Here is a 22,358-nt window from a genome sequence, read left to right as displayed (position 1 = left end):
CAAAACTGTCTAAACTGCACAGCAAATGGTGTAATGAAAGTGGAATGACAAAAAAGAGTGAAATTAGCATTCACTTATTATTCGTGTCATTTTCAGTAAAAGCTTCTTCCCACGTGCCTTGAGTTGCTGCGCGGCTATACTCTGTTACTCTATTTTCAAAGAAATTCGTATGTTCAACGCCATTTAGTATTTCATCAAGCCACGGAATAGGATTATCATTGACATCATATATGGACTCAAGACCTAATTGCATTAACCGTCTGTTTGCTACGTAGCGTATGTAATTGCACACTTCTTCTGCGGATAGTCCTTCAACATCTCCTAAATCAAAGGCAAGCTTTATGAATTCGTCCTCAAGTTCAACGATGGTGCGACATGCAGAATATAATTCCTCTTTAAACTCGTTGTCCCAAATTTCATTATTCTCTTTAATAAATGTATTAAATAACATGATAATTGAATTGGTGTGCAAAGTTTCATCACGGGCTGACCAGGCGATTATCTGCCCCATTCCTTTCATTTTTCCAAAACGTTGGAAATTGAGCAAAATTGCAAATGATGCAAATAACTGCAACCCTTCAGTGAATGCACCAAACACTGCTAGAGTTTTAGCTACATGTTTTTTATCGTGTTTTTTGCTTTCCTCGAATTCCAACATATATTCATATTTCTTTCTCATAGCATCATACTTTAAAAATGCTTGATACTCACTTTCTGGCATGCCAATTGTGTCTAAAAGATAAGAATAAGCTGCAATGTGTATGGTTTCCATATTGGAAAAGCTTGCAAGCATCATGCATATTTCTGTTGGCTTAAATATATTTGAATAATGCCTCATGTAGCAGTTATTTACTTCAATGTCTGCCTGAGTAAAAAATCTAAAGATCTGGGTTAGTAGATTTTTTTCTACACTTGAAAGTTTAGTTTTCCAATCCTTCACGTCATCAGCGAGCGGAACTTCTTCAGGTATCCAATGGATTCTTTGTTGCTGCAGCCACGCATCATACGCCCAAGGGTAATTAAAAGGTTTGTATATTGGATCTGCTTCTAACAATGACATAAGACACCTATTATTTTCTAAAGTAAATATTATATTAAGTGATATTGAGAATCAGTCAATTTAACTTTTTTGAAATTTGACGGCAGATAATTTATTAGTGTATTATAGCTTCAAGTAATTTATCAACAGAAATGCGAGTATTAATATCTTTTATTTTATTATTTACAGTGAGCTGCACTCACACTATTCACAATCACGGAGCTCCTGGCATTAGTGTTGAATTGTGGAGCAAGATAAAAGTAGGTGACGATAAAGAAAAAGTGGTTCACACTTTAGGATCACCAACATTAGTATCAAAGTTCGATGACAATGTTTGGTACTATGTCTCATATAAAATTAAACAAGCCAATTTTTTAGGAAAAAGGAAGTATAGTAGTAAGTCTCTGCAAATTTCATTCGACCAGGACGGTAAAGTTGAAGATACAAAAGAAACTGACATCTTAGAGAGATCTTTGGCTGTTTCTGATTGAAAGTTTGCTCAGATCTTCCTACGTCATACCGCGGTTCATTCCATAACTGTACGAACATTGCGATTTGGGCCTACCAGAAGGGTGTCATGAAAGTAGCTGACACTAGTTCCTTTATGACGGCAGTGCCCAGACTACTTGGATCCAGGAAACTTAATTGCAAGTAATGCATTGGGTTTGGTAAGTATGGGTTTTGCGTTATAGAATGAAGCACTTTTGGTGAATTTGTAAAGAAAACTGGATCCCAGTGGGCTTTGTTGCATCGCTAGCTATGATGGATTAAAGATAAAAAAGATAGGGAATATCAGTAGCTTATTATTCTGGTATTTATAACAAGAACGGTCAATGAATACCTAAATTTGAGTAAAAGAAATTTCACTACCATTTACCAATCCGGCTAAAATTCAAGAATTTCAATGCTTTAGCTATTTTCAATAGAATTAAATTTATTAATATAAATAACAAATTACTATTCTTAAATTTGATCAGATTGATTGCAAAAAAACAAGATTTTCAATAGGTTGCTTATAATCCTAACTATAGTTAGCCTTTCATAAGTAGCGATGCAACAAAGCCATCCCAGTGTCAAGCACTGGGATGACACCATTTGTTGTAAACTCACTTTTACTCTATGGTTATACTACCTTGCTGCTATTCTGAACGGATACAGTGGGCTTATTAAATTATAGAATTACTTTAGCTATAGAATAAAATCTAGTGTTACTTCACGCCAAATGTGGTGGTGCTGAGTAGGCAAGCCGGTCAATGGGCTACATTTATATACTGCACGCATTGCATTATCTGCTATCGACCTGAAAAGTGGATTATTTCGATAGGAATCACTGTCTGCTACATCCGCCATAATTATCTCGCCTTGACTGGATAACAATAAGTTAATTTTTATATTAAAATTTTCTTTGTAAGCTATGCTTTCAGGAATGCTCCAGCATTTTGTGAGCTTGTCTCTTATAGAGTTAATAATTTCTGTTACAACTAATTCATCCTTTTTGCTCTCAACGCTTTTTTCGTTTCCTATTTCATTTTTTGCCCCTCTAACATCCCTTCTTAGTTTTTTCTCTACACTTTTTTTTCTTTTTGGAATTGGAATGAATTCTTTACCCTCGTTAATAATGACTTCTTCTTGCATTTCGATAATTTGCCTCGGTTGTGCTGCAACAGTGTGCTCAACTATTTCTTTTTTCCTTTGTGGTATAGGAACAGCTAACGTATCATTCGTTTGGGCTTTTGTTGAAGATAACGAAAAAAGCAAAAAACAACATAAAGACAAAAAAAGAATATAATTCGAATAGAAAAAACGCATATGTTAAGCAGCTTGTTTTACTGGTTTAAAGCTAATATTGCACGTAAAGTCAATATATTTTAGTTGATGGACGAGTTTGAAGTCAATAAGGAATCCCTTCAAAGCTGAAGGCAAGCGGAAGATTGTCTTCTCGACAGACAAAGGAATTGTATAATGGATTAAAAGGAACCGTATGACAAAAATTATAGCAAAAGAATATACAGAATTTTTAGAGCAATTGAAGGATCATATTGCAACAAACCGTTATAAAGCAGCACTTGCAGTAAATAGTAAGCTTATTTTGCTTTACCACCATATTGGTACAGAGATCCTAAAACGCCAAAAAGAACATACCTGGGGAGCTAAGGTAATTGATCAATTAAGTAAGGATTTGAGAAGTACATTTCCAGAAATGAAAGGCTTTAGCATGAGAAATCTGAAGTATATGCGTAAGTTTGCCGAAGAATATCCTGATGTTGAATTTGTGCAGGAGCCTCTTGCACAATTAACTTGGTATCACAATATCACTCTTTTGGAAAAAATAGAAAGTCATGAAATAAGATTATTTTATGTAAAAAAAGCTATTGAACATGGCTGGTCACGTAACATTATGGTGATGCAGATAGAACTTGGACTACATAAACGTCAAGGAAAAGCAATAACTAATTTTAAAGAAAAATTACCATCTCCACAATCCGATCTAGCACATTACACATTAAAAGATCCGTATATTTTTGATTTTTTAAGTATAGGTAAGGATGCTCATGAAAGAGAAGTAGAAAAAGGACTCGTAGGGCATATGGAAAAATTTCTGTTAGAACTCGGTGAAGGATTTGCATTTGTTGGTAGACAATTTCATTTAGATGTTGGTAATAAAGACTTTTATGTTGATTTATTATTCTATCATTTAAAGTTACGTTGCTTCGTAGTGATTGAACTAAAAGATAAGGATTTTAAGCCGGAATATGCTGGTAAAATGAATTTTTATCTTTCTGCAGTTGATGATTTACTGAAGCACTCGACAGATCAACCTTCTATAGGGTTAATCTTATGTAAATCTAAAGACGATGTACTTGCTAAATATACACTCCGAGACATGAACAAGCCAATAGGGCTAGCAGAATATCGAATAACTGAAAATCTACCAGAGAACATAAAAACAGCTTTACCGACGATAGAAGAATTAGAAGCTGAATTATCCAAAATTTCAGACGAGGAAAAGTAATGTTACTAAAATCATTCAAACAATTATTTAGCAAACCAAAAGCTCAGTATGAAATGCATCAGGCTCAGGAAGAAGAGTGGCAGCCAATAACTTACTCTCTCATAGCCTTGAAACTTTGGAAGCAAACAGTAACGGAGTAAGTGATTTTTATGGATTACACGCTCTAGGTGCACTATCCTATATATCATACGGTCAATACACTCTAAATGAGATGGAAAGATGAAGGCATCATTATAGCTGCTAAAAAATACGGCGATAAAAACTTAATTCTTTCTCTGTTTACAAAAAATCATGGAAAGCGCAGGGGATTAACTAAGCTAACAAACAATAGCAATTATAAGTTTCAGATAAGTAATCTATTACATGCAGAATGGAGTGCTAAGTTACCTGAAAATCTAGGTTTTTTTAAGTGCGAATTAATCGAATCTCCATTCCATCATTTCTTTCAAGATAGGTTAAAAAGCATTACTATTGTTTCTTTCTCCTCTATTTTAGAAAAAGTGCTTCCAGAAAGTGAACCCTGTGCCATGCTGTATGACAATTTTCGATATTTCATCGATGTAATTAAACACAACAATCAGTCTTGGCAAAGCCATTATCTTAACTTAGAGCTTCTGCTTCTTACGCAATTGGGATTCAAGTTAGACTTATCCAAATGCGCTGTAACAGGTGTTAAGGAAAATTTACAATTTATTTCTCCAAAAACTGGTAGAGCAGTGTCAAAAAAAGTAGGAGATTATTATGCAGATAAACTCCTACCTTTTCCACAAATGTTACATGATGTATACAATAATAACCTACAAAACAGCTACTCATTCCAAGAATTTCAGTTAGGACTGAAAGTCACAGGATATTTTTTAAATAAGTATCTATTTTTGCAGTTAAACGTGAAATTTCCAGAGCTGAGAAACCTCATGTTGTCGCTTTAATCTTAGCAGTCCTACGTCATACCGCGATTCATTCGCGGTATCTCTTAGCATAGATCCAGCTAACAAGTAGCGGGATGACGAACTTATCGTCATGCCACCGCGAACCGTCATACCGTGATTTATTCACGGTATCTCTTAGCATAGATCCAGCTAACAAGCAGCGGGACGACGGTTGTCAGGGTGTCATCCCAGCGCCCCTATGATGTCATCCCAGTGCCCAGACACTGGGATCCAGAAAAGTTTGCTTGTGAACAAGCAAACTAGCATGGAAAGTGGTTACAACGTTTTCGATGAGATTATATGGAAAACTGGATTCCAGTGTCAAGCACTGGAATGACAAGGTATAAACCTTATCGTCATGCTGCCGCGAACCGTCATACCGCGATTCATTCGCGGTATCTCAGCATAGATTCCGCTAACTAGTAGCGGAATGACGGTTGTCGGCAAACTTAAGCCACTTTAGCTATAGCCAGTAACCACTCTATTTCTACCACTGTTTTTTGCTTTATATAAATATTTGTCGGCACGTACTATAAATTCTTTAATATTGTCAAGGTCAGATTCTTGCATTTCTGCAATTCCAATGCTCACAGTTACATCGTGGGTTGTATTTTTATCCGCAAGTATAAAAGGTTTTTTAGCAATAATTTTTCGTATTCTCTCCGCAATAGTATACGCATCTGATACATTGGTATCTGGCATTACAACAACAAACTCCTCACCACCAAACCTAGCTAGTAAATCTGTCACTCTGATATTTTCAGAAATTCTTTTCTGTATTTGCTTTAAAAGTTCATCTCCAGCACTATGCCCAAAACTGTCATTCACTATCTTAAAATAGTCTATATCAAGTATCATAAGAGACAACCTTCTATCCTTTTCCACAGAGTCCTTAACAATGTTTCTTAAGTGTGCATCAAAATATCTTCTATTATAACAGTTAGTTAATGGGTCCTTTATAGACATTTCCGCATTATTAAATAAATTCATTCTCAAGGCATCTTGATATCTTTTGCGTTTTACTTGCGAATTAACCCTTGCTATTAGCTCACCCTCATCCAAAGGTACTGTTAAATAATCATTAGCACCTACATCAAGTGCTTTTACTAAATTGTTTTTATCATAATCCTCAGAAAGAATCAGAATTGGTGTATAACGTGTTTCCACCTTACTACGAAACTCAGAACACAAACGCAAGCCGTCAGTTTTTGAAAATTGCATATCAGAAATGATCAGGTCGTAACCATTCTCAATACCAACCTTCAATGCTTCCATTGGATCACTCAGTATTTTAATTGACCTAAAGCGTTGCTTTAATATATTATATATCTGCTCTGCTTGATGAACATCCTCATCTATAACAAGTACGTTAGCATCAAAAATCTGATTGGAATAATCCATAATACTGTTTCCTGCGACTCCACCAATCTCAGCGTTAGTTTCTCCTCTCAAACGCAATTCATCGATAATCATCTTTAAGCGTGTGAGAGACTTAATTCGTGAAGATAAAGCAGTTTCGTTTATTGGTTTAGTCAGAAAATCATCCGCGCCAGCATTAATACCTTGCACTCTATCATGAGTATCATGCAGCGCAGTTACCATAATTATTGGAATATGGGTTGTCAAGGGATCACTCTTTAGCTCCTTACAAACTTCAAAGCCATTCATCTTTGGCATCATGATATCAAGTAATATAATATCAGGCTGCTGCTTTGCTACTAAATCTATAGCTTCTTCACCATCATGAGCTACGATAACCGTATAGTACTCTGCTTTTAGTCGAGCTTCTAAAAGCTTGACATTAGATAGTACATCATCTACTACCAGAATCTTCGCTGTCATTATCTTTAGATGTATTATCTATATCGTAAGTAGGATAAAGCTTACCATTTTTACCAACTATGTAATTTACTTTCTCAGTATTACACTCTTTATATAAGTCTTCAATTCCGGCATCCTTCAATAACCTTCTGGCTTTTAACCTTACAATTGTAAAATACCTATATATAGTCTTAATAAAATCAATAAATACAGGTACCTTATTTTTATCAAGAACAATTATGCTCACTAAAGCTACAACTAAAATTTCTGAAAGACCTATATTGAACATTTTCCTATGAAGCAAGTACTTTAATCCTTCTGATTATAAATATTAATTTGCTTAAATCAAGTTTAGAAGCAACCATCTCATCTAAAAAACTATTATAACGTTCTATGTAGTCCTTATCATTACAAGCCCAGGTTTGAACCTTATCTTCAGGGTTATCAGTAGCTTTTATGACTTTAACAGCTAGCTTGTGATGGTAATTGCTTAAATCGTCCAATAAATCATTAACTAAGCTGCGATCCCAATAAGAAGAGCGGCTTTTCATCTTGATGGCAATTGTCCTAATCAGATCGAATCTTAACAGCGACTTTAACTCAAAGTATATTTTACCAGCATCAAGAATGGACAAAGATGTCTGTTCAGCAACAGATATAATATCCAGTGCATAAGTAAGAACGCACAGGTCAGCAATTTTTTTTGCTAGATCTTTATCTATATTAAGTTCCACTAAAGAAGTGTATCCATGATTATAGACCTTTAACAGGTGTTCATCTAAAACATCATGGCCTAAAGTTTCAATTGCATCTTTAAATTTTGTAACATCATCCAATTCTACAAAGCTAAGATTTTTTACTAACCAAAACGATACTCTGCCAATAAATTTCTGCACATTTCTCACTATTTGCAAGTATGAGTTAATATCAATTTTTCCATCCAATTCATCAATTTTCTGCCACAGGTTATTTAAATCATATAGGTGGTTAACAACGATATATATGTTAACTGCTTCGTGTACCTTAATTCCAGTATTCTCAACTAAATTATTAATAAATATACAGCCCATCCTATTTACAACATCATTTGCAATGCAAGTGGAGATAATTTCTCTACGAAGTTGGTGTTTTAATATGAAATCCTTAAACTCTGTTAACATCTTTTTAGGAAAATAACCTAGCAAGTAGTCATTAGATATAAGATCTTTTTCAGGCAGATCGGAATGTATAATTTTATTTTTTATTGCTGTTCTAGCATAAGATATTAGAATAGAAAGCTGAGGAGAACTGAAACCTTCTGCACTGGTTAACATCCTTGCTACCTCTTCGTCAGCTGGAAGAAATTCTACGCTTCGGTTTAACAGCCCAGATTTTTCTAAACTGAGCAGTAACCTGTGGTCCTGCTCCAATCTCTCTTTAGCTTGCAAACACTCAAGAAGTAATGCTTTTGTTTCAATTCTGTTGTGGTTCTCAAGCACCTTGGATGCAACTTCATCCACCATACTTGCCAGTATTTCATTCCTTTTTTCTAAAGAAATACCCCCTGCTTTCATAGCTGAAACAAATGCAATCTTAATGTTAACTTCAAGGTCCGAACATATCACTCCGGCTGAATTATCAACAAAATCTGCATTGATATATCCACCTCTTTCAGCATATTCTATTCTCCCAAGCTGTGTACAACCAAGATTTCCACCCTCTATAAACATAGAAGCTCTAATATCCTTACCGTTTACTCTTAATTCATCGTTTGCTTTGTCACCGACCATGCTATGACTTTCACTCTTTGCCTTAACAAACGTGCCGATTCCTCCGTTCCATATGAAGTCCACTTCTGCTTTGAGTAGATATCTAATCAAATCACTTGGAGATAACGTATCTTCCGTTATGTCAAAGCATTTTTTCATTTCTTGAGAAAGATTTACTTGCTTGCTGCTACGCTCAAATACCCCGCCACCCTGAGAGATCAAATCTTTGTTATAATCCATCCAGGTTGAAAATGGTAACTTAAAGAGACGTTTACGTTCTGTGAAACTCTTTTCTGCATCAGGATTTGGATCAATAAAAATATGCATATGGTTAAATGCGCCGATTAAATGTATATTTTTTGAAAGCAGCATACCGTTTCCAAATAGATCGCCAGCCATATCCCCAATTCCAATAACAGTTGCATCCTGGTAAATATCCTTATTCATTTTCCAAAAATGCCTCTGTGCTGCAATCCATGCACCTCTTGCTGTAATACCCATTTTCTTATGGTCGTAACCTACTGATCCACCAGATGCAAATGCATCGCCAAGCCAAAAGTTATATTCAGAGGCTATCTGGTTGGCATAATCAGAAAATGAAGCAGTTCCTTTATCAGCAGCAACCACGAGATATGGATCATCTTCATCATACCTAATCACATTCTCTGGTGGAATTATTTTACCATCAACCACGTTATCAGTAATATCAAGCATTCCTCTGATAAAACTCTTATAGCACTCAACACTTTTCTCTCTTAAAATATTCTTATCTTTATAAGCTTGCTTTATTACAAACCCACCCTTTGCACCAACAGGGACAATAACCGCATTTTTTGTCATCTGAGCTTTCATGAGCCCCAAAACTTCAGTGCGAAAATCTTCCGTCCTATCCGACCACCTTAAGCCACCACGGGCTAATTTCCCTCCTCTTAGATGTATTCCCTCAAAAAGGTTTGAATAAATATACAATTCACGATACGGACGAGGATCAGGTAAACCATTTATTTTACTTGAGTCAAATTTTGTAGATAAATATGGTTTATCGTCTTGATAATAACTGGTCCTTAAAATAGCCATTATCAAGTTAAATATCGAGCGCAAAACGTAATCATGTGAAACATTGCTGATCTCTTTTAGAAGTTCCTCAATTTTTTCTCTGACAATGTCCGTAGTTTCTGCTCTATCAATGTCTATGTTAGGATCAAATCTTGCATGAAATAGTTGTATCAAATACTTTACTATTTTTGGATGCTCTGAGACTACCTTTTGGATATATTCTGGATTGTAGTTAAATGACGTCTGCTTTAGGTAAGCACTTAACGCTCTAACCAGAAGCACTTCTTTCCACTTGAGCCCAGCAATAATGATCAAACTATTGAAATAGTCATTTTTAATTTCCTTGCTAAACACTTTCGCAAGTGTTATTTCAAATTGCTCTTTTAGAGTAATGTTGTCTATTAATTCATCGACTCTTGACAACACAAAATGGTGTATCCATATTCCACCGTTAATTTCTATGTAATAGCCATTATGAGATAGAATTTTAGCTCCCAAATTCTTAGTGATCCTTAATATCTTCGATAATTCAAGGCCTCCATTGTTTGGAGTATAAACCTTTAATTGATAATTAAGATTATCACGAGTAAGTCTTAAATCGACCTCGCTAACTCCTTTCTTCCTCACTATCTCCAATTTTTTCATATCGTAATATGCGTCATGAGGTTCGAAACTCTCTTGATAGCTTATTGGAAATGCCTTGCAATAACGGATGAATATATCCTCAACAGTGCTAAAAGTATTGTATAAATTGTCTATAAAACGATCTTCCCACTTTTCTGTAATGTTTCTTAATTTGTTTTCGATACGCAAAACTTCATCATCAAGAACGCTAGCATTTTTGGTCTTTAGCACTACATGCAATTTCATCAAATCATATTCATTGATAATGTGATTGTTATAAATATCTGAACTTCCTGCACTTGTCTCATCCTTCAATATGTCACGTATCTTGAACATTAGCCTAGCGCTAGCATAACGCATCGGTATCAGCACTATGCAACTAATAAAATCCCCGACTCTTCTTAAAAATAATCTGACCCTTGGCCTAATCGCAAGAGACATGATCGAAATGCAAATTTTAAATAATTCGTCTTCATTTGATTGGAATAATTCATCACAAGAGAACACTTGCAAAATAGAAATCAAAGCTTTGTTATTGTGGCCCCCGGTTACAAACCCTGCATTTTTTTCTATAACTTTAACTTTATCTCTTATTATTGGAATAGTTCTAATATCTTGGACCTCCGCTACAGAAGTAAATAGCCCGAAAAAACGCCGTTCCTTTACCACATTACCCTGGTCATCAAATTCTTTTACTCCTATACAATTCATGTATGTACGCCGATGGACTATTGAGATTAGATCTGATCTCAATATGTATAGGGAATCAAGGTTTGCAGAAGGAATCAACGTACTTTGACCTACTCTCATCAGGCCAAGGTCCTTTTTGCTGTCACAGACGAGTTTTTCATCTTTACCAGCAATATATTCTTGATAACCTAGAAATACGAAGTTATTATTCTTTAACCAAACTAGAAAATCTTTTTGCTCTTGATTTCGGTCTGGTGTCATTCCAGTGCGTGACACTGGAATCCACGTGTCCTTTTCCTGGATCCCAGCTGGGATGACAGAAAGACTTGCCTCATCAAGTTTCTTGAGCATTAAGTGCCAATTTTTCACAACGCAATTAACCGCTTTCAGCGTTTTCTGTAGAGATTCTTTTAATGTATCAACAAAGCTGTCACTTATACCTTTGATAATTACATATATGACTGACTCTTTGACTCCATTGCTTTCTTCCAAAGAGTAAATCTCGTCTATTAGGCCATCTTTTCTTTTAATGTTAATTATGCTGTTGCTGTAATAGCATATGGTTAAATCGTGCGACTTAATAGTTGCAATAACGGAGTCAACCAAAAATGGCATATCATCGTTTGTTATCTTAATCGTGGTAAAATCGCCTTCTATTCCTGGTATATCATCTATATTGCTTACTACTAACTTACTTTCATCTTTCTCTTTTTGAGAAACAAAATTGTAAGCATCGTTTACAATATATAGCAAAAACTTATCATTGGCTTTTAGGTCGCTTTTATAAACAAAACTATAAAAATACTTAATAAATTTTTTAATTTTTTCTTTATCTTGCTGATTTTCTTGATCAGCTAACTTAAATAAAGACTCAGTGTCAACATTATGATCTATACACATTTTTTTTAACAAAAATACACAGTGAACTTAAACCTTTTTAACTAAGATTTCATTATCAAGAGCGTACACTATTAGCTCATCATTTTCTACTACTTCCCCTGATAAAACTAATTTAGCTAAATTATTTTGAATACACTCTTGTATAACCCTTTTTAAGGGCCTTGCTCCATATTCAGGGTCATAGCCAGTTTGTGCTATTAGTTCTTTAGCTTCCTGCAACAAACTTATACTCAGTTTACGCTTAGCAAGTGTTTTTTGTAAATAAGAAAATTGAACATCTATAATTTTATAGATGTCATCTCTGGTTAAACTGTGGAATATAATAATTTCATCCAGCCTGTTTAAAAATTCTGGACGAAATGCTGATTTAACTATTTGCATCACTTCATTTCTTACAGAATCAACATTCCCTTTTAGCATTATCTCAGCGCCAAGGTTAGAAGTTAAAATCAGTATGGTGTTGCGAAAATCAATTAATTTACCATGACTATCAGTGAGTCTACCCTCATCCAAGATTTGCAGCAATAGATTAAATATATCTGGATTTGCTTTCTCGATTTCATCAAACAGAATAACCTGATATGGCCTTCTTCTTACCGCTTCAGTTAATCTGCCACCTTGTTCATAGCCAACATACCCTGGAGGCGCGCCAATTAACTTTGAAACAGAATGTTTTTCCATATATTCTGACATATCAAAACGCAAAAGCGCTGATTGATCGTCAAACAGAAATTCAGCTAAGGCTTTCGCAAGTTCGGTTTTACCAACTCCAGTTGGACCTAAAAATAAAAATGAACCAAAAGGCTTATTGGTATCTTGCACCCCAGAGCGGGAGCGCCTAACTGCATTACTTATCGCTTCTATTGCATCTTTCTGCCCTATTACTCTTCTTCCTATTTCATTCTCCATGTTAAGGAGTTTTTCCTTTTCACTATGCATCATATTATCAACTGGAATTCCCGTCCACTTTGAAACAATGTTTGCAATATCATCTCCAGTCACTTCTTTCTTTAAGAAACTATCAGTAACCTTTTCCTGATTTTTTAATTCATTCTCAAGCTGAGGGATCACACCATACATCAGCTCTCCTGCCCTTCCCAAATTCCCACTACGCTGAACTAATTCCAACTCTTTTCTAGCGTTATCTAATTTTTCGGCTGTTTCTTGTATTCTAGCTATTTTATTCTTTTCCATCTGCCATTTGCTGTTCAAGTCAGCAAATTTACTGTTTAGATTTTCGATCTCTTCATTTATCTTTTTTAAACGCTGTTTAGAATTTTCATCACTTTCTTTTTTTAGAGCCTCTGCTTCAATCTTTAGCTGTATAACCTTTCTCTCAAGTTCATCAATAACTTCAGGCTTGCTATCCATTTCAATTCTCACCCTACTTGCTGCTTCATCAATCAAATCAATTGCTTTATCAGGTAAAAACCTATCTGTTATATATCTATTGGATAACGTTGCAGCAGCAATTATTGCACCGTCTGTAATTCTTATACCATGATGCACCTCATATCTTTCCTTCAAACCCCTGAGTATTGAAATGGTATCAGTTTCAGTTGGTTGAGAGATAAACACAGGCTGAAAACGCCTTGCAAGTGCAGGATCTTTTTCTATATGCTGACGATATTCATCTAAAGTTGTGGCTCCTATACAGCGAATTTCTCCACGCGCAAGAGCAGGCTTCAGCAGATTCGAGGCATCCATTGCACCACTTGTTGCTCCTGCTCCAACTAAAGTATGAAGCTCATCTATAAACAAGATAACTTTTCCCTCCGCTCTCGAAAGCTCATTAATAACTGCTTTTAACCTTTCTTCAAATTCTCCTCTAAACTTAGTGCCAGCAATTAGTGCTCCAAGATCCAAAGCTAAGACCTTTGCATCATGCAAACCAAGTGGTACATCGTTTGCAACAATTCTATTTGCAAGCCCCTCAACTATTGCAGTTTTTCCAACACCAGGTTCACCGATCAGCACTGGATTATTTTTTGTCCGCCTCAGTGATACCTGCATAGTTCTTCTGATCTCTTCATCACGACCAATTACAGGATCAAGCTTTCCTTGCATAGCAAGCTCTGTAACATCTTTTGTATATTTCTTTGCCGCATTTAATTTTTCCTCACTGTTTGGCGAGTCCGCACTGCTGCCCTTTCTCATTTCTGCAACAACTGAGTTCAGTTTTTGTGGAGTCACACCATTCTCTGCCAGAATTTTGCCTACAGTATCATCTTTTTGTGCAGTGAGGCCCTGCAGTAAACGCTCGACAGCAACAAATGAATCTTTATTTCTCTTTGCAATACCAATTGAATCTTCAAAAACTTTTGCTATTTCTCTTGAAAGTTGAAGGCCACCACTTCCTGGACCTTCAATTACTGGCAACTTTTTTATTGCACTATCCACAGCATCGGAAATACTCTGCACATTTCCACCACAAGCGTTTATCAAATCCTGAACTAAACCTGATTCATCTTCAAGCATCACTTTTAGTAAATGCTCAGGCATAAAAATCTGATGCCCAGCTCCCAACGCTTTCATTTGAGCACTTTGAATTAGACTTTTTGCTTTTTCGGTAAATTTATTTAAGTCCATAACACCAGTTAAATTCGTATTTGCTGATGTATATAACAACTGATTTCATAAATTTAAACCTAAAGTTGTTTATTGTTAGGTATGAAATTTAAAACTTTCTTAAAAAAGGAACTATCATAGTAACCATACAAATATCTTGTATCTCAAGACCTTTGGTTTTTGTTGCTGAAAATGGTTGTATTATTTAAGTTATTAACAATATACAATACTAAGTTAATGTAATTTATTTGGAGATGACAGGAAAATTTATTGTAACTTTATATTTTAAATAGAATAAAGTTCTTTTGTTAGTATTGTCCTTTTTGTAAAAAATATTCCTAATTTCTTCATCATTTCTGTGGGTAAGGTCATCTGCTTCTCTACCTCAAGTGGTTAACAAAGTTTCTTGTCACGAGGGACCAAATGGAAATCTGCTCGTTTTCACGCGAATTAATGTTACAAATTCTATACATTTCGTTACAAAATGGCATTCGCTTTCTCCATTATCCTTTACCTGCATTTTCATCAGCGTTCCTTGCGGTTTGCTTGCCATATAGGCGGAAATACAGGCTTACCCTGTTCCTTCTGTCATACAACAGTGGGTTAGGTGACTTCTCTATACCGGTGATTTGCGTACATCCAGAAATGAAAAATGTCACATTACCTTTTGGTCGGAGCTTATCAGCATCTTTAGCTCTTTAATCGTTACGATACTTATGAAGCTTCACTTACGTTCACCATACCACTAAGCCTAGCTCTCCAACCACATGATGCTTGTAGTTTATGCTCCTTTCACGATTGAGCATCTTCTTTTTCAAGAGGAGGTTCATTGTCCGCATCGCTTGGCACCAACCGGTTACCCGATTCGCACTGATGCATAGACTCAGATGGCAAAACATCTGGTTTAATAAGTTTTAGAACTCTTTTAGTTTCTTTCTGAAGGAATTCCTCTCCTTTTAAACAATATGACCGAAGACTTTCAGGTCGCACCATTTCAATAATTAGCTGGGTTCCAGCAGAATCAGTACAGAAAACATCAACAATACTTTGTTTTTTAGAGGCAATCTCAGCATCCATGATAGTGCTGAGAAATTCTATTTCTTCTATTTCATCTTTGCCAGCGAAGCCCAATATATCATTGAGAAAGTGAATGAGAATATCTTTATTTTTCTCAGTGCCAAATATTCTCTTGAACGCGAAATTGTTTTTTGGATCGAGAAATTTCGAAAAGGCCATAATTAAATACAATTAGGAGACGAATAATTATACACTATTTTTCGCAAATGTTCAACCTCTGATTACTCCTTATTCTTTGCCCTTCCTGCACGCTTACGTTCATTTGGATCAAGGAATTTCTTGCGTAAACGTATAGATTTTGGAGTTACTTCCACCAATTCATCATCATCTATATACGCTATCATATCCTCCAGTGTCATTATCTTTGGTGGAGTGAGCTTTATAGCTTCATCACTACCTGAAGCTCTTACGTTTGTTAATTGCTTACCCTTTAACACATTTATCTCCAAATCATTGTCACGGCTATGCTGGCCGACAACCATGCCACAATATACCTTATCCTGTGGCTTAATAAACATAATTCCCCTGTCTTGCAAATTGAAAATTGCATATGCCACAGCCTCACCCTTATCTGTAGAAATTAAAACTCCATTGCGCCTTCCAGAAATTGGACCTCTATGTGGAGCATAACTGTGAAATAAACGGTTAATTATGCCTGTGCCACGAGAATCAGTTAAAAACTCTCCTTGATAACCGATTAATCCTCTTGATGGCACTAAAAACGTTAATCTTGTCCTGCCATTACCAGAAGGTCTCATGTCAGTTACTTCACCTTTACGGAAGCTGAGTTTTTCCATGATGATTCCACTATATTCATCATCTACATCAATTACTACTTCCTCTATAGGTTCAAGTTTTTTACCGCCTTCTTCTTTAAATAACACGCGAGGGCGTGATACCGAAAGCTCAAAACCTTCTCTCCTCATATTTTCAATTAACACTCCAAGCTGTAACTCACCACGCCCACCTACTTCAAATGCTTCACCGCTTGGTGCCAAAGTCACAGTAATTGCAACATTTGTTTCTGCTTCCGCATATAAACGATCCTTTATAGCAGTTGAAGTAAGCTTTGTACCTTCTTGCCCAGCAAAAGGTGAATCATTAACGCTCAGAGTAATCGCCATTGTTGGCGGATCAACTGGAGTTGAGCTTACTGCAGTTGTAACTTCTGGTGCTGCTATAGTATCTGAAACCGAAGCTTCCTCAAGTCCTGCAATTGCAATTATGTCTCCCGCCACAGCTTGTTCTACTGGAATGCGTTTCAAGCCAGAAAATGAGAGCAACTTAGTTAATCTTCCTCGTTCAATTACTTTGCCATCGAGGTCAAGCACCTTAAGATCTGAATTGACTTTTGCAATGCCCTGATAAACCTTTCCTGTCAATATTCTGCCAAGAAACTTATCAGACTCAAGTAGAGTGACCAACATAGCAAAAGGTGCATTTTGATTATAAACAGAAGGTTTTATATAATCTATAACCGTTGAAAATAATGGGCTTAAATCTTTTCTTTCATCAGAAAGCTCCTTAGCACACCAGCCATTTCTACCTGAAGCATACAACACTGGAAAATCTAGCTGCTCGTTGGTTGCATCAAGGTTAAAAAATAACTCATATATTTCATTTAATACTTCATCAATTCTGCTATCTGGTCGGTCGACCTTATTGATTATCACAATTGGCTTCAAATTTGCTTTTAGTGCTTTTGAGAGCACAAATTTTGTTTGTGGCATGGGACCTTCTGCAGCGTCAACCAGCAGCAACACACCATCTGCCATGCACAATACCCTTTCCACTTCCCCACCAAAGTCCGCGTGCCCTGGCGTGTCAATAATATTGATCTTTTCATCGCCCCACATTATTGATGTACATTTTGCAAGTATTGTAATTCCGCGTTCACGCTCTTGATCACCACTATCCATCACTCGTTCTTGAACTTCTTGATTCTCGCGGAATGTGCCACTTTGTTTTAACATGTTATCAAGTAAAGTAGTTTTACCGTGGTCAACGTGTGCGATTATTGCTATATTTCGGATCGATTTAAATTCGTTCATTTTCTATCATTTCAAAATTAATTTAGTAATAAGTATACATAAAATACACTTGGAGTAAATAACTAAAGCTGTGTATAAATGCTGTGTTTCCAAGATATTATAGGATTACTTTGTTAAATATTCCCTACTCCCAGGTTTTGTTATGGGTAGTTGTTTTAATTCACTTGGAAGTTCTTCCTCGCTGTAGTTTTTGATGTTCAGTTCAATCAAAGATATGACAGGAAAAGGCAGTTTCGTTTCACTATTTCTCTTTATCAAAGAAGCTTCAGCAACAACTTTACCTCCTTCCCCTTCTGCACATTCCACTGCTTCAAGTGAAGATTTACCTGTGGTTATTACATCTTCAATGAGCAATATTTTCTCACCCTTTTTGATCTTAAATCCACGGCGTAATTCAAACTTACCATTAACGCGCTCGCAAAACATTGTCTTTATTCCAAGCTGCCTGCCAATCTCATAACCCACAATTATTCCACCAATTGCAGGAGATAATATTAAATCTATGGAGCTATTTAATTCTTTTTTTATTTTATCTGCTAATAATGCGCAAACTTTCATGGCTCTGCTTGGATTTTCAAAAATCTTCGCACACTGTATGTATGTGTCACTATGCAGCCCGGATGATAAAACAAAATGCCCATGCAAAATTGCTTCTGCTTCTTTAAATTCTTTTATTATTAGGTTATTTTCGTCTAATATCATTTTTTAAGTTTCACTATTACATTCTTTATTAATTATCTGAGTGATACAAACATCAGACCACACATTTATTGCAGTTTCAAACATATCGATGATTGTATAAATAGGCAAAATCAGTCCCATAATATGCAGAGGAACATTCATCGACATGAGATAACTGGTTGCCATAAAATAGCACCCCATCGGCACTCCAGCGTTACCAATTGCAGCCCCTGTAGCTAAAAAAATCCATATCAACATTTCGCTTAAGGAAAATACGTATCCGTTCATTTCTGCAACAAACATTACAGTGATTAGTATAAATGCAGCACATGCATTCATGTTAATTGTTGTGCATATTGGTAAAATAAAAGACGATAATTTCTTTGGCACCTTTAGCTTGTTCTGCACACATTCTATAGTTGTTGGCAATGTTGCACTGGATGATTTAGAAAAAAACGCAAGTGTGAGTGCTGGCATAACCCCTTTCAGCGTTTGAATTGGTGATATGCCTTTATACCACATAAATAGCGGTAAAATCAGAAATGCCTGCACAAAATTTGCAGACATTATGCAAACAAAATACCATAAAAGATTGTAGAACTCACTACCGCCTTTTAATTCATGCAAAAAACATGTAATAAAAGACCAAACAGCAAGCGGAATAAATTTTAATAACCCTTGAGCAATTTTAAGTAGCGTATCAAAAAGTGCAGAGAATACTTGATATAATATATCCTGCTTTTCTTTTGAAAGTGAAACAATAGCTCCACCCATCAAAAAAGCGATTAATATGCTACCAATCATATTATTTTCAAGAAAAACTTGCACAAAATTAGAAGGAATGAGTGATTTTAAATATGAAAAATAACTGTGGTTATTGCTGTTAATACTCCCTATTGTATTACTTATGAAATTTTTTCTTGCTGGATCTATTAACAAATAAAACGATAATGCAACAAACGCAGCTATAATAGTTGTAAGCAGAGTATAAAATAGTGTTTTCTTAACTAAGACTTTGATTTCAATTGAGTCTTTGAGCCCGGAAATTGTGGAAACTATGGATAAAAAAACCAGAGGTAAGCTTATTAATTTGAGCAAGCTGATAAAGATATCACTAAATAGCTTTGCTATTTCAAATATGATTTCATTGTTTAGGTAGTAAGCAACTATTGCAAGCAGTATAGAAAAAAGTATTGCAAACTTGTGCATTGAAAATAAAACTTCAAAGTAACATTATACAATAATTTTGCTGTTTTGGAATCAGATTGATAGACAAAATAACTTTACAGATTAGGGAAAGATAAGAGGATGTGTTTATTCGGAGACAGTGTAAGATTTCTTAATTTAAATTTAGGTGCACTTAGCCCATTCTGGTGATAACAAATTGGAATAGATAAGATATGATAACTAACTCTTCTGCGAGTATATAGTTTTGCCGGACACAACAGTACGTACTACGTGTCCTTTTACTTTGCGACCATCGAAAGGAGAATTCTTTGATTTACTAGCAAAGTTGTCAGTTTTAATTTCCCATTCATGATTGAGGTCAACTAAAATTAAGTCTGCAGCAAGGTTTTTTTGTATACGACCACGTGGTATGTGTATTATATCTGCAGGCTTATATGTCAATTTTGCAAGCACATCAAGTAGACCCATTTGCCCACTGTGATAGAGTTCAAGTGAAAGGGGCAGCATTGTTTCAAGACCAACAATACCAAATGCAGCATTTTCAAGTGGTAGATCTTTAGAACTACGATCATGCGGAGCGTGATCAGTTGCAATGCAATCAATCACACCTGTCTTTAAACCTTCAACCATAGCTAAACGATCTTCTTCAGTGCGAAGCGGCGGATTCATTTTTGCAATTGCTCCATGTTGTTTTACTATATCTTCAGTCAAAGTGAAGTGATGAGGGGTTACTTCGCACGTAACATTTAATCCCAAATCTTTTGCACGTTTAATAGCATCAAGTGAATCTTTTGAAGAGACATGTAGAATATGGTAGTGCACATTTTCCATATCCTTCATTAGCAGTATATCACGATTTACCATAACCGATTCTGACGCACTCAAGATCCCCTTTACTCCCAATTCTTCAGAAATTTTACCTTCGTTGATTGCGCCACCAGCAGATAAATTTAAATCTTCTGCATGTTGAGCAATAGGAACATTCAGCATACTTGAATAAAGCAGCGCCTGTCTCATAATCATTGGGTTCATAACTGGCATGCCATCATCGGTGAACCCAACCGCACCTGCTTCCTTTAAAAGTGCCATTTCAGTCAGGTGTTCTTCCGAAGTGGTGATTTTAGCGTAAAATTCAACGTTTACATGTGAAGTTTCAAGTGCTCTATATTTCAAATATTTAGCCAAAATAACGCTATCAATTGCTGGAACAGTGTTTGGCTGACAAACTACAGTTGTAACTCCCCCCGCAGCTGCAGATTTGCTGCCTGTATATATAGTTTCTTTATGTTCCTGGCCTGGTTCACGAAAATGTACGTGAATGTCAATAAGGCCTGGCATTAGAACAAGCCCTTTACAGTCTATTGTTTCATCAACTCCACTTGTTGAAAATAATGATTCACCAAAGTCAACAATTTTATCCCCTTCAGTCAATAATGAACCTTTTATATCAAGTTTAGTTTCCGGGTCGATAATACGAGCATTAGTATACGCAATTTTATAGCCTTCCTTTTGCCCTGTTTGCAACAAATCCCAAGTTTGAGTCATTATATTTGAGTATCGATTATAAAATAAATCTAAAGTTTTTTTAATAAAACACAACCAAATTAAAACACAGACTAAGAGCTGTCTTGAATTAAAGTGCTTTCATTACCCTAAAGATTTGGTTCTTATAACCTAGTTAGCTCAGTTTTAACGTTAATGTGTGAAGCTCTGAGTTCTGTTGAAGGATTTTCCAGCTGAATATCTAGCTCATTCTGTATGTTCGATAAACAAATTAAAGCTGAATCAAAAATTTCATCACACTGCTTTGCTTCATGTATATCATCAATTATTTCCTCGAATTCTTCCACATCATCCATTTCTTGCGGCGCACTTTTTAATATCGCTTTTATTTGGTTTAAGTTTTGACGAATTTTCTCCTGATATCCAACAATTCTCTCTTGATATATATCAATCATTTTTTGACATGCGTTGCCTCTAAATGGATGTTCTTTTTTCTCTTTTATGTAAGAACTTTGAAAGTCTTTACAGTTAAGGATTGCTTCTCTATGTTTTTTTATGTCATTAATTGCGCTGATTATCGACTTATCTATTTTCTTTAAATTTTCTTCCCGTTCTTCTCTTTTAATTATACTTTTGGATTCATTTTTTATCTGGTTCATTTTGTCATACAGGTTTCTGCATCCTTTGTAAGATGCCATTGGTTGTAACATTCCTTCTTTTACACCTTTATTGTAAAAATTCTTCAACTCATCACTTGATAGTATTGTTATAGCATCTTCCCTTTTACCTTGTGATTTAGGATACTTTTTATTCAATAAACTAACATGATTTAACAAGAAATCTCTAACTAGCCCTTCTTTTTTTACTTCGGATAATCTTTCTAGTGTTTCTATATATTTCAGAGTTTCCGCAAAGAGCTGTCCACCAGAGGGAGCAAATCCTTGAAGTGATTTACTCTGTGCTTTACAAAAATCGGTTTGTAAAAAATCTTCAGCTTGTTTTTTTATTACTGAAAGTTCATTAAAGGCTTTTTCTGGATTGATTTTTCTCAAAATACTAATAGCTTTTCTAATCGCTTTTTCTCTCTTTTTATTATCTTGCTTTTCATTTAATATGAGATGTTCAGTTTTGGTAAAAGCATTACCTTGATCACTCTTTGCAATGTTACAAACGATGTTTTTTACAACTTCTTCGGTTGCTGCATAATCTATTTCTTTTGCAAAGCAGTCAACAAATGATTGCCAAACTTTTTTATTAACAAGTTTACTTGTCTTATTTTCAAAATCTTCTATATCTTTGAATCCTAAAATAGTATAGAGATTTTTTTCGATTATTGGTTCGGCATGTTGTTTTGCCACTTTACCTTTTATATTGAATGGAAATTTACTAATCTTAGTTGTACCCACAATATTACCTCAATATTAACGCTATCTATAAAAGTATAAAGATTTAATATTTAATTTTTAATTA

General features: G+C 35.4%; 17 protein-coding genes and 1 pseudogene. 5 read left to right on the top strand and 13 right to left on the bottom strand.

What is annotated here, in order from left to right; all coding sequences use genetic code 11:
• Positions 1–70: 70 nt before the first annotated feature.
• Positions 71–1,060, bottom strand: coding sequence for a ribonucleotide-diphosphate reductase subunit beta (locus ACJZL3_RS05085; RefSeq protein WP_419198696.1), 990 nt, complete (start codon positions 1,058–1,060; stop codon positions 71–73).
• 131 nt (positions 1,061–1,191) lie between these two features.
• On the opposite strand from ACJZL3_RS05085, the gene ACJZL3_RS05080 reads away from it, so the two are divergent.
• Complete coding sequence (locus ACJZL3_RS05080) at positions 1,192–1,530, top strand: outer membrane protein assembly factor BamE (protein WP_006279908.1); 339 nt, start codon at positions 1,192–1,194, stop codon at positions 1,528–1,530.
• A 697-nt stretch (positions 1,531–2,227) separates the two neighbouring features.
• On the opposite strand, the gene ACJZL3_RS05075 is transcribed toward ACJZL3_RS05080, so the two are convergent.
• On the bottom strand, positions 2,228–2,848 hold the full coding sequence (locus tag ACJZL3_RS05075) for a hypothetical protein (protein WP_419198695.1): 621 nt from the start codon (positions 2,846–2,848) through the stop codon (positions 2,228–2,230).
• Between the two features lie 172 nt (positions 2,849–3,020).
• Here ACJZL3_RS05075 and ACJZL3_RS05070 point away from each other — a divergent pair, with 172 nt between their 5' ends.
• From ACJZL3_RS05070 to ACJZL3_RS05055, 4 genes are all read left to right on the top strand, one after another.
• Positions 3,021–4,052, top strand: a complete 1,032-nt coding sequence (locus ACJZL3_RS05070; protein ID WP_419198694.1) for a PDDEXK nuclease domain-containing protein — start codon at positions 3,021–3,023, stop codon at positions 4,050–4,052.
• Positions 4,052–4,192, top strand: a complete 141-nt coding sequence (locus ACJZL3_RS05065; RefSeq protein WP_007548500.1) for a hypothetical protein — start codon at positions 4,052–4,054, stop codon at positions 4,190–4,192. The genes ACJZL3_RS05070 and ACJZL3_RS05065 overlap by 1 nt, the downstream gene beginning before the upstream one ends.
• A 66-nt stretch (positions 4,193–4,258) precedes the next feature.
• Entirely contained in the window at positions 4,259–4,981 is a 723-nt protein-coding gene (recO, locus tag ACJZL3_RS05060; protein WP_010082260.1) for a DNA repair protein RecO, read from the top strand.
• Between the two features lie 172 nt (positions 4,982–5,153).
• Entirely contained in the window at positions 5,154–5,318 is a 165-nt protein-coding gene (locus tag ACJZL3_RS05055) for a hypothetical protein (protein WP_010962440.1), read from the top strand.
• 122 nt (positions 5,319–5,440) lie between these two features.
• On the opposite strand, the gene ACJZL3_RS05050 is transcribed toward ACJZL3_RS05055, so the two are convergent.
• The 11 genes and pseudogenes from ACJZL3_RS05050 to ACJZL3_RS05000 all read right to left on the bottom strand — a co-directional run bounded on the left by ACJZL3_RS05050 (position 5,441) and on the right by ACJZL3_RS05000 (position 22,294).
• Positions 5,441–6,823, bottom strand: coding sequence for a PleD family two-component system response regulator (locus ACJZL3_RS05050; protein ID WP_010082259.1), 1,383 nt, complete (start codon positions 6,821–6,823; stop codon positions 5,441–5,443).
• Positions 6,795–7,091 (bottom strand): Sec-independent protein translocase subunit TatB, encoded by a 297-nt coding sequence (gene tatB, locus ACJZL3_RS05045; protein WP_010082258.1) that lies wholly within the window; start codon positions 7,089–7,091, stop codon positions 6,795–6,797. The genes ACJZL3_RS05050 and tatB overlap by 29 nt, the downstream gene beginning before the upstream one ends.
• Before the next feature lie 4 nt (positions 7,092–7,095).
• Positions 7,096–11,820, bottom strand: a complete 4,725-nt coding sequence (locus tag ACJZL3_RS05040; RefSeq protein ID WP_419198967.1) for an NAD-glutamate dehydrogenase — start codon at positions 11,818–11,820, stop codon at positions 7,096–7,098.
• 27 nt (positions 11,821–11,847) lie between these two features.
• Complete coding sequence (gene clpB / locus ACJZL3_RS05035) at positions 11,848–14,409, bottom strand: ATP-dependent chaperone ClpB (protein WP_095742641.1); 2,562 nt, start codon at positions 14,407–14,409, stop codon at positions 11,848–11,850.
• Between the two features lie 388 nt (positions 14,410–14,797).
• Positions 14,798–14,941: a hypothetical protein gene (locus tag ACJZL3_RS05030; RefSeq protein WP_173862872.1), complete on the bottom strand. Its 144-nt coding sequence runs from the start codon at positions 14,939–14,941 to the stop codon at positions 14,798–14,800.
• Between the two features lie 437 nt (positions 14,942–15,378).
• Positions 15,379–15,624: pseudogene (locus tag ACJZL3_RS05025) on the bottom strand (PD-(D/E)XK nuclease family transposase); the annotation flags it as partial.
• Between the two features lie 62 nt (positions 15,625–15,686).
• Positions 15,687–17,516 (bottom strand): translational GTPase TypA, encoded by a 1,830-nt coding sequence (gene typA, locus ACJZL3_RS05020; RefSeq protein WP_010962447.1) that lies wholly within the window; start codon positions 17,514–17,516, stop codon positions 15,687–15,689.
• Between the two features lie 105 nt (positions 17,517–17,621).
• Positions 17,622–18,218, bottom strand: a complete 597-nt coding sequence (gene pyrE / locus ACJZL3_RS05015; protein ID WP_006279657.1) for an orotate phosphoribosyltransferase — start codon at positions 18,216–18,218, stop codon at positions 17,622–17,624.
• Positions 18,219–18,221: 3 nt separating this feature from the next.
• Complete coding sequence (locus tag ACJZL3_RS05010; RefSeq protein WP_010082165.1) at positions 18,222–19,406, bottom strand: dicarboxylate/amino acid:cation symporter; 1,185 nt, start codon at positions 19,404–19,406, stop codon at positions 18,222–18,224.
• Between the two features lie 198 nt (positions 19,407–19,604).
• Entirely contained in the window at positions 19,605–20,930 is a 1,326-nt protein-coding gene (locus ACJZL3_RS05005; RefSeq protein ID WP_022626228.1) for a dihydroorotase, read from the bottom strand.
• Positions 20,931–21,052: 122 nt separating this feature from the next.
• On the bottom strand, positions 21,053–22,294 hold the full coding sequence (locus ACJZL3_RS05000) for a hypothetical protein (protein WP_095742638.1): 1,242 nt from the start codon (positions 22,292–22,294) through the stop codon (positions 21,053–21,055).
• Positions 22,295–22,358 lie beyond the last annotated feature (64 nt).

This window comes from Wolbachia endosymbiont of Rhagoletis cingulata (assembly GCF_048537655.1).
Classification (GTDB): Bacteria; Pseudomonadota; Alphaproteobacteria; order Rickettsiales; family Anaplasmataceae; genus Wolbachia; species Wolbachia pipientis.
This window is presented reverse-complemented; position numbering and strand designations above follow the sequence as displayed.